Consider the following 14013-nt stretch of genomic DNA (forward strand, 5'->3'; position numbering starts at 1 on the left):
TGGCACCCTAGCGCCATGCCGCTGCGACCCGCGCAGCCCGCGGACGCCCCGAGCGTCACGCGGACCTTCCAGGCGGCCCGCGACCACTCGCTCGCGTTCCTGCCCAAGCTGCACACCGACGCCGAGGATCACGCCTTTTTCGCGAGGATCGTGGCCGGCGGCGGCGTGACCGTCGTCGAGGAGGAGGGCGCGGTGGTCGGATTCCTGGCGCTCGACGGCGACGTCGTCGACCACCTCTACGTCCACCCGGACCACCACCGCAAGGGCCACGGATCCGCTCTCCTGGCGCACGCGAAAACGCAGAGCGAGCAGCTGGAACTGTGGGTCTTCCAGCGCAACCATGGCGCGATCGCGTTCTACTCGGCGCACGGCTTCGCGATCGCGCACAGCACGAACGGCGCCGACAACGAGGAGCGCGAGCCGGACCACCGCATGCGCTGGTCCCTACGATGACGTGACGGGTCCATGGATCTAGCCCCTGTCGCAGCCACCGAGCCCCAGCGCCTCGCCGCCCTGGGCAGCACCGGGCTGCTCGAGTCCCCGCCGGATCCGGCGTTCGACGAGCTGGTCACGCTGACCGCACGCCTGCTGGGCTCGCCGATCGCCGCGTTCAACCTGGTCGACTCGGACCGGCAGTGGACGAAGTCCGGCTTCGGCATGGCCAACGGCGACCAGGCGCCGCGCGCGGACTCGTTCTGCGCGCACGCGATCGCCGCCGACGACGGCCCTTTCGTCGTGCCCGACACCAGTCAGGATCCGCGCTTCGCCGACAACGCCATGGGCCTCGGGTTCTACGCCGGGACGCCCGTGACCGCGGGCGGGCAGCGGATCGGCACCCTGTGCGTCGCCGGCGAACAGGCGCGTGAGCCCCCGACCGCCGACGAGCTGGAGACGTTGCGCGTGCTCGCCTCGGCGATCACCGCCCACGTCGAGCTCGCCCGCCGCGAGCGCGAACGCGCGGAGGAGACCGCGACGCTGCGGCGGCTCGGCGACCTCACCAGCCGGCTCGCGCGGGTGTCGGACTCCGCCGAGCTCGAGTCCGAGCTGTGCGCCGCCGCGTGCGACCTGGTCGCCGCCGACGCCGCGGCGCTGTGGACGGCGCTGCCGAGCGGCAACCTGCTGGCGGCGGTGGACGTCGGCCTCGGCATCGCCGGTACCGAGCTCCCGCCCGGTCACGGCGCCGGTACCCGCGCGGCCTTCGACCGCGGCCAGCGCGAGTACCGCACCCGCGGCAACGGGATCGGCGTGCAGGGCTTCGGCGCGGCGGCGATGCAGCCGCTGGGCGTCGGCGACCGGATCATGGGCGTGCTGTCGGTGCTGTGGAAGGCCGAGCCCGGGGTGCGGCCCGAGCGTGAGCTGCAGCTGCTGGAGCTGCTCTCGAGCGAGGCGGCGGTGGCGATCGAGCGCACGACGACGATGTCCGAGCTCGAGAAGCTCACGCGGGTGGACGCGCTGACCGGGATCGGCAACCGCCGCGCCTTCGACGAGCAGCTCCTGCGCGAGCTCAAGCGCTCAGAGCGCGAGGGGAACAGCGTCGCGCTCGCGATGTTCGACCTCGACCACTTCAAGAACTACAACGACACCCACGGCCACCCGGAGGGCGACCGGCTGCTGACGGAGGTCGCCGCCGCCTGGCAGGGCTGCCTGCGCGCGACCGACAGCCTCGCCCGCTACGGCGGGGAGGAGTTCGCGCTGATCGCGCCCGGCTGCACGGAGGCCGACGCGGTCGCGCTCGTCGACCGCCTCCGCGCCGCGGTCACCGAGGGGCAGACGTGCTCCGCCGGCGTCGCGTTCTGGGACGGCGGCGAGTCACCCGCCGAGCTGCTCGCCCGCGCCGACGCGGCACTCTACGAGGCCAAGGTCGCCGGCCGCGACCGGACGAAACTCGCTACTCGGCCGGGAACTGCTCCAGCACCCACTGAGGGCTGAGCGGCTGCCGCCGGTACGAGCGGCCGTTGATCAGCACGTAGTCGCGGGTGCGCAGGTCCATCGGCAGGTCGCGCTCGATCGGGTACCACTCGTTGTGCTGCTCGATCAGGACATTGAGCTCGTCGAACCGGCAGCGCTCGGCGAACGCCCGCCACCGCTCGGCGAACAGCGCGTGGTCATCCCCGCACTCCTCCCGCAACACGCGGTGCGAGCGGGCGAGCCGCCGCTTCTGGTGGGCGATCGAGTTGTCGATCTCGGAGATCCGCTCCATCCAGCGCGGGCGAACGCCCGCTTTGAGGTAGGCCTCGACGGTCCGCTGCGCCATGCGGGCGCGGCTGGAGATCGGCTTCCCGAGGCCGGTCGTCGCGTCGAGATCCTTCCTCACAAGACGTTCGGCTGCACTCCGATCCATCGCAACTGAGTCTAGGAGCGCGGCTAGAGACGCGACAGTAGGGCGAGCCCGTCGAGGGTGAGCGTGCCGGAGACGGTGCGCTCGCCCAGCACGTCGCGCCAGTCGCCCGGCGGCAACGTCAGCGCGACCGGCTCGCCGCGCAGCAGCACCCCCGCCACGACCGCCTCGCCGCGCACGAACGCGATCGCGTCCGGCCCCGCCGCCAACGGCGCGTACGAGCCGGCGAAGACCTCCGGACGCTCGGCCCGCAGGCCCAGAGCGCGCAGGATCAGGTCCAGCTTCGGCGGCGGGTCCTCCAGCGCCGCCCGGCGCTCGTCCCAGTCGACCTCGCGCCGGTTGTCCGGGTCGACGAGCGAGAGGCGCAGCAGCTCGTCGCCCTGGTAGATGTCCGGCACGCCCGGGACGGTCAGCTTGAGCAGGAGCTGGCCGAGCGCCGCGCGGTCGCCGGCCTCGGCGACGCGCTCCTGGAACGGCAGGAAGTCGCGCAGGAAGTCGCGGTGGGTGAGCAGGGCGCGGGCGAAGCGCTGGACGGCTTCCTCGTGCGCCTCGTTCACGGCGATCCACGTCGTGTGCTGCTTGGCCTCGCGCATCGCCTTCATCAGGTACTGCTCGAGCCGCTCGGGTGAGATCGGCCAGACACCGAGCAGCGTCTGGAAGATGAAGTGCTGCTCGGCGGGCGTCGGCGCGCCGCCGGCGGTCAGCGAGCGGCAGGCGTTCAGCCACGTCCTGGTGTGCGCCGCGAACTCGTCCGCCATCCCCGCCAGCGCGCCGATCCGGGCGCGGACGTCACCCGAGCGCTTGGTGTCGTGGGTCTGGGTGACGAGCAGGTTCTTCGGCGGTCGCGCGGCGTTGGCGGCGTGGAAGGCGTCCACGCTCATCGAGAAGCGGGACGGGTTCCCGCCCACGTCGTTCAAAGCGAGCAGCCGCGCATAGCGGTAGAACGCCGTGTCCTCGACGCCCTTGGCCATCACCGGCGGCGTCGTCTGCTGGAAGCGGGTGACGAACGCGTCCCAGCCGGGCGTCTCGAGCTCGAGCACCCGGGCCATCGACGTCGAGAGCCCGGCCTCCTCGATCGCGCGACGGTCCTCGGCCTCGACGCGGCCCGTCCACGGCTCGACGTAGGTGCGGTAGACCGGGAACGACGCCAGCGCGCGCTCCAGGCCGGTCACCCGCGACGGGGCGTCGCGGAGCAGCCGCTCGACCTCGGGCGCGAACGTCGTCCGCGCCTGCTCGAGCTTGGCCTCGAACGCCCAGTCGCCGAAGCGCCGGTCGTCGCCCGAGATCTCGACCCACAGATCGGTCAGCGGCGCCTCGCCGGAGGGGTCGACGAACAGCGCGCAGACGTCGTTGAGGAACTCGTAGCCGACCGTTCCCTCGACCGGCCAGTCGCGCAGCGGCTCGCCGGGGTCGAGGATCTTCTCCACCCACACGTGCTCGACGCCGCCGTCGCGCAGCCGTGCGAGGTAGCCCGCCGGGTCGGCGAGACCGTCGGGGTGGTCGATCCGCAGCCCGTCGACGACGCCCTCGCTCACCAGCCGCAGCGCGAGCGAATGCGTCGCTGCGAAGACCTCCGGATCCTCCTGGCGCAGCGCGGCCAACTCGTCGACGTCGAAGAACCGGCGATGCCGCCCCGTGACCTCGTCGATGTCGAAGAACTTGGTCCGCAGCGCGCGGTCCGCCCAGAAGCGGTTGGCGGGGTCGGTCGCCATGTGGTTGGGGACGATGTCGAGCACGATCCCCATACCGGCCTCGCGCACGGCCGCCACCAGCGCGTCGAAGGCCTCCTGACCGCCGAGCTCGCGGGAGATCGACGACGGGTCGACGACGTCGTAGCCGTGCGTGGACCCCTCGCGCGCCTGAAAGGACGGCGGGAGGTAGACGTGCGACACGCCCAGCCGGGCCAGGTACGGGACGAGCGCGGCCGCCTCGGCGAAGCCGAACCCGGGACCGAGCTGCAGCCGGTACGTCGCCCGGAAGTCGGTCATTCCGAGACGCGGCGCAGCAGCACCAGCGAGTGGTGGACCAGGTCGACCGTCTCGCCGGCGGCGATGTCGACCTCCTCGGCGTCATCTTCGGCTGTGTTGAACACCAGCGTCCAATGTTCGCCGAACGCCGCCTCCGGCAGCGTGAACTCGTGGTCCTCGTGGTGGCCGTTGAACAGCAGCAGGAACGACTCGTCGAGCACCTGGCGCCCGCGCGAGTCAGGGGAGGCGATCTCCTCGCCGTTGAGGAAGACGCCGACGACCGGGGGCGAGCCGCCCCAGTCCTCGTCGCGCATCCGCTCGCCGTCCATGCTGAACCACGCCGCGTCGGGGAGGCCTGAGCCCTCGACCTCGCGGCCGAAGAGGAACTGGCGGCGCCGGAAGACCGCGTGCGCGCGGCGCAGGGCGATCAGCTTGCGGCTGAACTGGAAGAGGTCCTGGTTGGCCTCCAGCAGCGTCCAGTCGAACCAGGAGACCTCGGAGTCCTGGCACCAGCCGTTGTTGTTGCCGCCCTGGGTGCGGCCGAACTCGTCGCCGCCCAGGAGCATCGGCGTGCCCTGGGAGAGCAGCAGCGTGGCCAGGAAGTTCCGCTGCTGGCGGCAGCGCAGCTTCTCGATCTCTGGGTCGTCGCTCGGGCCTTCCTCGCCGCAGTTCCAGGACCGGTTGTCGTCGGTCCCGTCGCGGTTGTCCTCCTTGTTGGCCTCGTTGTGCTTGGAGTTGTACGAGACGAGGTCGCGCAGGGTGAAGCCGTCGTGGGCGGTGATGAAGTTGATCGAGGCGAACGGGTGGCGCCCGTCGTCCTGGTAGAGGTCGCTCGAGCCCGCCAGGCGCTGGGCGAACTCGCCCACGTGGGCCTCACCGCGCCAGAAGTCGCGCATCGTGTCGCGGTAGATGCCGTTCCACTCCGACCACAGCACGGGGAAGTTGCCGACCTGGTAGCCGCCCGGGCCGACGTCCCACGGCTCCGCGATCAGCTTCACCTGGGACAGGATCGGGTCCTGGTGGATGACGTCGAAGAACGCGCTCAGGCGGTCGACGTCATACAGCTCTCGGGCCAGGGCCGAAGCGAGGTCGAAGCGGAACCCGTCGACGTGGCAGTCGATCACCCAGTAGCGCAGCGAGTCCATGATCAGCCGCAGGACGCTCGGGTGCATGACGTTGAGCGTGTTGCCCGTGCCCGTGTAGTCCATGTAGTGGCGCGGGTCGTCCGGGACGAGGCGGTAGTAGGACTGGTTGTCGACGCCGCGGAAGGAGAGCATCGGCCCGAGGTGGTTGCCCTCGGCGGTGTGGTTGTAGACCACGTCGAGGATCACCTCGATCCCCGCCTTGTGCAGCGCCTTGACCATGCCCTTGAACTCGCGCACCTCCTGGCCGGCCTTGCCGGTGGCGGCGTAGGGCGAGTGCGGGGCGAGGAAGCCGATCGTGCTGTAGCCCCAGTAGTTGGTCAGCCCGCGGTCGGCGAGGAACGCCTCGTCGGCGATGTGGTGGACCGGCAGCAGCTCGATCGCGGTGACGCCGAGCTCCTTCAGATAGCCGACGGCCGCGTCGCTCGCCAGCCCCGCGTACGTGCCGCGCAGGTCCTCGCGCACGTCGGGGTGCTGCATCGTGAAGCCCTTGACATGGGTCTCGTAGATGACGCTGTCGGCGAGCGGCGTGTTCGGCGGGCGGTCGTCCTGCCAGTCGAAGCGCGGGTCGATCACGACGCACTTCGGGATCGCGGCGGCGTCGTCGGAGTCGTCCGGCGTCAGGTCGTCGTCCTCGCCGCCCACCGGGATGTACGGGTGGACGTTGGCCTCCTCGAACAGGATCGGGCCGTCGATCGACTTCGCGTACGGGTCCAGCAGCAGCTTGGCGGGGTTGAACCGGTGACCGGTCTGCGGGTTGTACGGGCCGTGGACGCGGAAGCCGTAGCGCTGGCCGGCGTGCACCCCGGGCAGGTAGCAGTGCCAGTTCAGCGACGTGCGCTCGGTCATCTCGATGCACGTCTCGTCGTCGTCGGAGCCGTCGAACAGGCACAGCTCGACCTTGGTGGCGTGCTCGGAGAAGATCGAGAAGTTGGTGCCCTCCCCGTCCCAGGTCGCGCCGAGCGGGAAGGGGGCGCCGGGCCAGACCTCCATCAGCGCACCAGCGCCCCGGCCAGCGCGGGCAGGACGACGAAGCCGGGCTCGAGCGTCGGCTCGTGGGTGGCCAGGACGACCTCCTCGGTGCGCTCGCGCGGCACGTGGACCGGCGTGCGGCCGAAGTTGGCCAGCAGCGTGTACTCGCCGCGGCGCACGGCCAGCCAGCCCTGCTTCTCGTCGAAGTCGACCGCGTCCACATCCCCCGGGGGCAGCAGTTCGCGGCGGGTGCGGATCAGCTCGGCGTGCAGCTCGAGCATGCCGTCGGGCTCGCCGGTGCGGGTGAGCTTGGAGCGCAGGAAGGTCTCCTCGTCCTGGGGATCGGGCACCTCCGCGCCGCTGAACTCGGCGAAGGAGGCGAACTCGCGCCGGCGGCCCTCGCGGGTCGCGTCGGCGATCTCCGGGTCGATGTGATCGGAGAAGAACTGAAACGGCGCGCGCTCTCCGTATTCCTCGCCCTGGAACAGCATGGGCGTGAAGGGTGACAGGAGCGTGCAGAAGGCCGCGAGCGGGCGGGCCTCGACCGGCAGCCGGTCGCCCAGCGCGCGATTGCCGATCTGGTCGTGGTCGGCGGAGAAGACGACGAAGCGCTCGGCCGGCACGTCATCCGCGCGGGCGCCGAACCGGCGCTTGCGGAAGTTCGAGTAGGTGCCGTCGTGGACGTGCGGGCGGTGGTAGGCCTTGCCCAGCAGCTGCAGCGAGTCGAACTCGGCGTACCAGCCGTCGGTGTCGCCGGTCAGGAGCGTCCGCAGCGCGTGATGGAAGTCGTCCGCCCAGGCGGCGTCGCAGCCGTGGCCGCCGAGCTCCGGCACGCGCATGACGCGCGGGTCGTTCAACCCCGACTCCGCGATGACCAGCGCCCCCGGCCGCGTCTCGTGCACGCGGCGGGCGATCTCGGCCACCAGGTGCTCGGGGCTCGAGTCGACGATCGCGTGGATCGCGTCCAGCCGTAGGCCGTCCAGGTGAAAGTCGCGCACCCAGCCCTCGGCCGACTGGCACACCCACTCGCGCACGGCGTCGCACTGCTCGTCGTCGACGTTCAACCCGGCGCCCCAGGGCGTGTGGTGCTTGTCGGTGAAGTAGGGGCCGTAGGCGAGCAGCGCCTTGGTCCCGGAGGCGCCGACGTGGTTGTGGACGACGTCGAGCAGCACGGCGAGGTTCAGCGCGTGGGCGGCGTCGACGAGCTGCTTGAGGCCGTGCGGCCCGCCGTAGGAGGACTGGGTCGCGCTCTGGTAGACGCCGTCGTAGCCCCAGCCGCGCGCGCCGGGGAACTCGGCGACGGGCATCAGCTCGATCGTCGTCACGCCGAGGTCGGCGAGCTGTCGGAGGTACGGGATCGCGCCCTCGAAGGTCCCCTCGGGCGAGAACGTGCCGACGTGCAGCTCGTAGATGACGCTGTCGGGGAGGTTCGGCGCGCGGAACTCGCCGTCGGTCCACTCGAAGGCGCTCGTATCCACGATCCGGGATGGTCCTCTCAGGCCCTGCGGCTGCCAGCGCGAGCACGGGTCCGGCAGCTCGACCCCGTCGAGGACGTAGGTGTAGTCGTCCCCCTCGCCCGCGTCGACCGTGGCCTCGAAGATCCCGAAGCCCGTGTCTTCGAGCGCGTGGTCGGTGCCGTTGACGCGCAGGCGGATGGTGTCCGGGTTCGGCGCCCAGACCCGGAACTCCGTGCGGCCGTTGCGCAGCGGGAACGCGCCCAGCCGGCGCTGGAACGGGAACTCACCCACGGCGCCACCCCGGAACGCCCGAAACCGGACGGTTGGTCCCTCGCATTCGGTTGCCGGGCTCGCTCACGCGAGGGAGGCGATGCGCTCGGTCAGCAGGTCGATGAAGGCGTCGGCGTCCACGTCGGTGGCGACGAGCGCGTTGTCCGGCTTCTCGGTGCGGCGGAGCTGATCGACCACCGTCCGGCCGCGCCCGGGGCCGTGGGTCACGTCGATCTCCACGGGGAAGGGCTGCGTCGTGATCACGTCGGGCTGGATGACGTGGGCGACCGCGAGCGCGTCGTGCACCGGCGTGTCGCTGTGGCCGTAGACCCGCTCGTGGAACTGGCGGTAGAACCCGTGCAGGTCGGCGACGACGGCGCCGGCGCGGCCCTTGTCCCTGAGCGCGTCGGCGCGTTGCGCCGAGAGCATCGCCCGGTGGGTGACGTCGAGGCCGACCATCGTGATGTCGAGGCCGCTCGTGAAGACGCGGTAGGCGGCGTCCGGGTCGGCCCAGACGTTGAACTCGGCGCTCGGGGTGACGTTGCCGAGGCCGATCGCGCCGCCCATGATCACGATCCGCTCGATCTGGGGGCTCAGCTCCGGGTGGGTGGCGAGCAGCAGCGCGATGTTCGTCAGCGGGCCGATCGGGATCAGCGTCAGGCGTTGCTCTCTGAGCTTTTGCGCCATCAGCTCGACGGCGTGGATCGGCTCCGGCTCGCGTGACGGAGGCGGCAGGTCCGGGCCGTCGAGCCCGGTCTCGCCGTGGACGTCGCTGGCGGAGTTCGCGGTGTGGATCAGGCCCCGATCCGCGCCCGCGGCGACGGGGATGTGCTGGGCGTCGACGACGTCCAGGACCCGGATCGCGTTCGCCGTGACGCGGTCGAGGGTCTGGTTGCCCGCGACGGTCGTGACCGCCACGAGGTCGAGTTCTGGGCTCGCGACTGCCAGCATGAGAGCCATCGCGTCGTCGTGGCCCGGGTCGCAGTCGATGATCACCGGCTTCGGCATTGCGCATCATCTTGGCGCGTCACGTGTTCTCACGCTGTCATGCACATCGCCGCTCTCCTTCTCACCGCCGCTCTGGCGGCGCCAACCGCCACCACCGGCGGCGCCGAGTCGATCACCACCGGCTCCGCGGCCGTCACGGGCACGGTGAACCCGGGCGGCGAGGCCACCACGTACCAGTTCGAGTACGGCACGTCGTCGTCCTACGGGCTGACCACGCCCGCCGTCGACGCCGGCTCCGGCTCCGCTGACGTCGCCGCCAAGGCGACGCTCCCGGGCCTCACGAACAACACGACCTACCACTACCGGCTGGTCGCGACCAACGCCACCGACGTCGCCCGCGGCGCCGACAAGACCTTCAAGACGAGCGCACCCGCCTCGGCGCCGACGATCCCGTCGCGCCGGGCGACCGCGGTGAACGCGGGCGGCGCGACCCTGACCGCCAGCGTGAACCCGAAGTCGCTGGCGACCTCCGTGCACTTCGAATACGGCACATCCACCTCCTACGGCGCCTCGACGCCCGAGCAGGCGATCGGCGCCGGGAGCGCGAACGTGGCCGTGGCCGCGCCGATCGGCGGCCTCAAGCCAGGCACCCGGTACAACTTCCGCGTCGTCGCCACGAGCGCCGCCGGCATCACCCGCTCGTCGAACAGCACCTTCACGACCTCGAAGGCCCCGACCGCCGTGGCGATCACCCCGTCGACGATCCGCCCGATCTGGGGCACCGGCCTGACGATCACCGGCTCCGTCTCGGGCGCCGGCTCGCTGCCCGTCGCGTTGGAGAAGCAGGACTGGCCCTACAGCGCGGGGTACGTCGAGATCGCTCGCACGAACGCCAACGCGAGCGGCGCGTTCAACTTCACCGTCGGCGCCCTGGTCGTCACCACCCACCTGCGCGTCGTGACCCGCACCGCCGTGCCGGTCACCAGCCCGGTCACCACCGCCTCCGTCGCGGCCAAGGTGGGCCTGAAGTCCAAGCGCCTGAAGCGCAAGCGCGTCCGCCTGGAGGGCGCGATCTGGCCCGCCGTCCCCAACGGCCGCGTCTCCCTGCAGCGCCAGACCGCGAGTGGCAAGTGGGGGTTCGTCAAGTCGGGGAAGATCTCCGCGTTGGACGTCACCCGCTCCCGCTACCGGATCTCGGCGATCTCGCGTCGCTCGCGCGCGGTGAACTACCGCGTGGTCGTGTTGGCGCGCAATGGTGGGGCGAACGTGCCGGGGACGTCGCGGACGATCACGGTGCCGGCGCGGTAGTCGTCGGGTGCCGTGGCATCTGTGGGCGGGGCTCGGCCTGAGGAACGTCCATCTGCACTCCGAGGGGGGTGGCCTACGTTTCGTCCCTGTACGGGGGCGAAACGTAGAACACCCCCACGAACGCGCCAGCTCGACCAGTGCGGTTTCGGTCGAGAAGCGCCGCCACCGGCGAAAGTGACCACGATCGATCTCGCACGGTCTCCGTGGACCGTAACTTGACGGTCTCCCTGCACGGCGCGGCGAGTCAGCACGGCCAGGCGCAGCGGCGGACGGCGGCACGACCGACCAGGCCGGGGCGCAGCAGCGCTCCCCCTCCCTCATTGGCTGCCTTTCCCCGAATACCGGTACGGCCCCAAAACGGCACGGCGCCCACCGATGCCGCGGCGTCACGCGGCGCGGGCGTCCTTCAAAGCGTGGAGCTCGCGGTCGAGGCTGCGCATGAGGGTGAAGCGGTCGGTGCCGTCCTGCGGGGCGACGGCGTAGGAGACGGTGAGGGAGAGCGGGCCGTCGCCCGCGTCGACCTTCAGGGCGGCGTCGCGCAGCGCGCCCACGAGGCGGTTCGCGGCGTCGGCGCCGGCGCCCGGGGCGACCAGGGCGAGCTCGTCGCCGCCGATGCGGGCGAGGCAGTCGCCGCTGCGGACGGCGGCGGAGGTGTGGGCCGCCAGCTCGCGCAGGACGCGGTCGCCGGTGGTGTGGCCGAAGCGGTCGTTGATCTGCTTGAAGTGGTCGACGTCGGCGAGCAGGAGGGTGAAGCGCTCGCCGGTGGACAGCGCATGCGTGAGCGCCTCGTCGAAGGCGCGGCGGTTCGCCAGGCCGGTCAGCGGGTCGACGCGGGCCATGCGGTGCTGGTGACGCTCGGCGTTGACCAGGCGGCGCTTGAGGAACTGGATCGTGGCCACGAGGCCGGCGTAGGCGACCGCGTAGGCCATCGTGCGCCCGACGAGCAGGTGCTGGGCTCCTCCCGGTGAGGTGACGAGCGGCGAGGCGTAGGTGGCGATCTCCATCACCGCGAGCGGCCACGCGTAGTGCGGCGGGAAGAAGTAGGCCACGTAGAGCATCGGCAGCACGAGCATCGGGCCCATGTAGGCGTCCGCGCCGCCGGTCAGCCAGAGCGCCGCGCAGACCAGGGGCTGCAAGAGGACGACCGCGATCGCGTGCCGGCCGATCGACGCGCGCTCCCACGGGATCGTCCGCGTGACGCAGGCGACGGAGTAGACGACGGTCAGCGCGACGAGGCCCCAGAACCACGCGTCGTGGTCCGAAGGGGCGTCGGGCAGCAGCCGCCCGGCGACGGCCACGACGGCTCCGGCCAGCCAGAGCCAGCCTGAAACCGGTCCCATGAGGTGGCGTTCCGACTCCACCTCCTCTGAATCGACCGATCAGTCGGTTTCTTCAGGCACCAGCCACAGCGCCGCGAGCGGCGGGAGCGTCACCTCTGCGGAGTAGTACTGGCCGTGCCAGCCGACCGCCTCGGCCTCGAAGCCGCCCATGTTCCCCACGCCGGACCCGCCGTAGTAGGCCGCGTCGCTGTTGACGGCCTCGCGCCAGCGCCCGCCGCGCGGGAGCCCGATCCGGTAGTTGGTCCGCACCGCGGGCGAGAAGTTGCCGACGAACAGCGCCACCCGCTCAGCGTCGCGCGTCCGGCGCGCGAAGGCGACCACGTTGTCGTCGGCCGCGTTGGCCTCGGTCCACCAGAACCCGGTGCCGTCGAAGTCCATCTCCCACAGCGCCGGCTCGGCCTTGTAGGCGCGGTTCAGGTCCCGCACGAGCGACTGGATGCCGGCGTGCTCGGGGTTCTCCAGCAGGTGCCAGTCCAGCGAGCGGTTCTCGCTCCACTCGGCCTCCTGGCCGAACTCCTGGCCCATGAAGAGCAGCTTCTTGCCCGGGTGCGCCCACATGTAGGCGTACAGCGCCCGCAGGTTCGCGAGCTTCTGCCAGCGGTCGCCCGGCATCTTGGTCAAGAGCGACCCCTTGCCGTGCACGACCTCGTCGTGCGAGAGCGGCAGGATGAAGTTCTCCGTGAACGCGTAGACCAGCGAGAAGGTCAGCTCGTGGTGGTGGTAGCGCCGGTAGATCGGATCGTGCTCGAAGTACGCGAGCGTGTCGTGCATCCAGCCCATGTTCCACTTGAAGCCGAACCCGAGCCCGCCCAGGTACGTGGGCCGTGAGACGCCCGGCCAGGCCGTCGACTCCTCGGCCGCCGAGATCACGCCCGGCTCGCGGGCGTGGATGACCTCGTTGAACTCCTTCAGGAACCCGACCGCGTCCAGATCCTCGTTCCCGCCGTACTGGTTCGGGACCCACTCGCCCTCGTTGCGCGAGTAGTCGAGGTAGAGCATCGAGGCGACCGCGTCGACGCGGATGCCGTCGGCGTGGAACTCCTGCAGCCAGAACAGGGCGTTGGAGACCAGGAAGTTGCGGACCTCGTGGCGCCCGTAGTTGAAGACGAGCGTCCCCCAGTCCGGGTGGGCGCCGCGGCGCGGGTCCGCGTGCTCGTACAGGGCGGTGCCGTCGAAGCGCGCCAGCGCGAAGTCGTCGCGCGGGAAGTGCGCCGGAACCCAGTCGAGGATCACGCCGATCCCGTTCTGGTGCACGCGGTCGACGAACTCGCGGAAGTCGTCGGCCGAGCCGAACCGCGGCGTCGGCGCGAAGTAGCCCGTCACCTGGTAGCCCCACGAGCCCGTGAACGGGTGCGCCATCACCGGCAGCAGCTCGATGTGGGTGAAGCCCATGTCCTTGGCGTAGGCGCTCAGCTCGTCCGCCAGCTCCAGGTAGGTGAGCGCGCGGTTGCCCTCGAGCGGGTTCAGCCGCCAGGAGCCGAGATGGACCTCGTAGATCGACATCGGCCCGTCCAGCGCCGTCGATTTGGCCCGCTCGGCGAGCCATTCCGCGTCGCCCCACTCATGCTTGGCCGCGCTGACGACCGACGCCGTCTTGGGCGGGAGCTCGGTCTCGAACGCGACCGGGTCGGCCTTGAGGCGGATCTCGCCGTCCTGGGCGAGGATCTCGTACTTGTACCGGGCGCCCTCGCCCACACCGGGCAGGAACAGCTCCCAGATGCCGGACGAGCCGAGCGAGCGCATCGGGTGGATGCGCCCGTCCCAGTAGTTGAAGTCCCCGACCACGGACACCGCCCGCGCGGACGGTGCCCAGACGGCGAACGCCGTGCCCACGACGCCGTCGACCTCGCGGACGTGGGCGCCCAGGCGCTCCCACAACTCCTCGTGGCGCCCCTCGCCCAGCAGGTGGACGTCGAGCTCGCCGATCGTGGGCAGGAAGCGGTACGGGTCGTCGATCGTGATCGTGCCGGACTCGCCGTAGTCGACCTCGAGCTGGTACGCGTAGGGCAGCTTCACGCCCTTGACGTGACCCTCGAACACGCCGCCCGGGTGGACCTGCTCGAGCGTCTCGTGGGTTCCGTCCGGGCCGACGAGCTCGACCTTCGCCGCCGCCGGGCGGAACGTGCGGATGACCACAGACCCGTTGTCCGGATGTGCCCCGAGGTAGGCGTGCGGGTTTGCGTGCTGGCGGGCGATCAGTTGGTCGGCGTCACTCATGTCTGGTCGATGCCTTCCCTGTCCGGCGGACTTGCAAGCCCAATTTCGGGCGAG

10 protein-coding genes are annotated in these 14013 nt (G+C 71.1%); 3 read left to right on the top strand and 7 right to left on the bottom strand.

Annotated elements, in window-relative coordinates; genetic code table 11:
• Nucleotides 1-15: 15 nt before the first annotated feature.
• Both G569_RS0102860 and G569_RS57125 read left to right on the top strand, forming a co-directional pair.
• A complete protein-coding gene (locus G569_RS0102860; protein WP_053225749.1) occupies nucleotides 16-453 on the top strand; it encodes a GNAT family N-acetyltransferase in 438 nt (145 codons plus the stop codon).
• 12 nt (nucleotides 454-465) lie between these two features.
• The gene (locus G569_RS57125; protein ID WP_028062292.1) at nucleotides 466-1929 is read left to right on the top strand and encodes a GGDEF domain-containing protein; all 1464 of its coding nucleotides are present in this window, start codon (nucleotides 466-468) and stop codon (nucleotides 1927-1929) included.
• Here G569_RS57125 and G569_RS0102870 read toward each other — a convergent pair.
• The 5 genes from G569_RS0102870 to G569_RS0102890 form a co-directional block, all read right to left on the bottom strand.
• Nucleotides 1889-2314 carry a hypothetical protein gene (locus G569_RS0102870; protein WP_028062293.1) on the bottom strand — a complete coding sequence of 142 codons (426 nt, stop codon included), beginning with the start codon at nucleotides 2312-2314 and terminating at the stop codon, nucleotides 1889-1891. The two genes, G569_RS57125 and G569_RS0102870, sit on opposite strands and share 41 nt — an antisense overlap.
• A 50-nt stretch (nucleotides 2315-2364) precedes the next feature.
• Nucleotides 2365-4326 (bottom strand): alpha-amylase family glycosyl hydrolase, encoded by a 1962-nt coding sequence (locus G569_RS45100; protein ID WP_028062294.1) that lies wholly within the window; start codon nucleotides 4324-4326, stop codon nucleotides 2365-2367.
• Complete coding sequence (gene glgX, locus G569_RS0102880; protein ID WP_037494236.1) at nucleotides 4323-6440, bottom strand: glycogen debranching protein GlgX; 2118 nt, start codon at nucleotides 6438-6440, stop codon at nucleotides 4323-4325. Before glgX ends, G569_RS45100 begins: the two co-directional genes overlap by 4 nt.
• Complete coding sequence (gene treZ / locus G569_RS0102885; protein ID WP_211232894.1) at nucleotides 6440-8167, bottom strand: malto-oligosyltrehalose trehalohydrolase; 1728 nt, start codon at nucleotides 8165-8167, stop codon at nucleotides 6440-6442. Before treZ ends, glgX begins: the two co-directional genes overlap by 1 nt.
• Before the next feature lie 63 nt (nucleotides 8168-8230).
• Nucleotides 8231-9154 (bottom strand): nucleoside hydrolase, encoded by a 924-nt coding sequence (locus G569_RS0102890; protein WP_028062297.1) that lies wholly within the window; start codon nucleotides 9152-9154, stop codon nucleotides 8231-8233.
• Nucleotides 9155-9193: 39 nt separating this feature from the next.
• On the opposite strand from G569_RS0102890, the gene G569_RS0102895 reads away from it, so the two are divergent.
• Nucleotides 9194-10402: a fibronectin type III domain-containing protein gene (locus tag G569_RS0102895; RefSeq protein WP_028062298.1), complete on the top strand. Its 1209-nt coding sequence runs from the start codon at nucleotides 9194-9196 to the stop codon at nucleotides 10400-10402.
• Nucleotides 10403-10788: 386 nt separating this feature from the next.
• Here G569_RS0102895 and G569_RS57130 read toward each other — a convergent pair whose 3' ends face one another.
• The gene (locus G569_RS57130; RefSeq protein ID WP_028062299.1) at nucleotides 10789-11742 is read right to left on the bottom strand and encodes a GGDEF domain-containing protein; all 954 of its coding nucleotides are present in this window, start codon (nucleotides 11740-11742) and stop codon (nucleotides 10789-10791) included.
• A 39-nt stretch (nucleotides 11743-11781) separates the two neighbouring features.
• Nucleotides 11782-13959, bottom strand: a complete 2178-nt coding sequence (gene glgB / locus G569_RS0102905) for a 1,4-alpha-glucan branching protein GlgB (protein ID WP_028062300.1) — start codon at nucleotides 13957-13959, stop codon at nucleotides 11782-11784.
• Nucleotides 13960-14013 lie beyond the last annotated feature (54 nt).

Origin of the sequence: Solirubrobacter soli DSM 22325 (genome assembly GCF_000423665.1) — a bacterium.
Taxonomy (GTDB): domain Bacteria; phylum Actinomycetota; class Thermoleophilia; order Solirubrobacterales; family Solirubrobacteraceae; genus Solirubrobacter; species Solirubrobacter soli.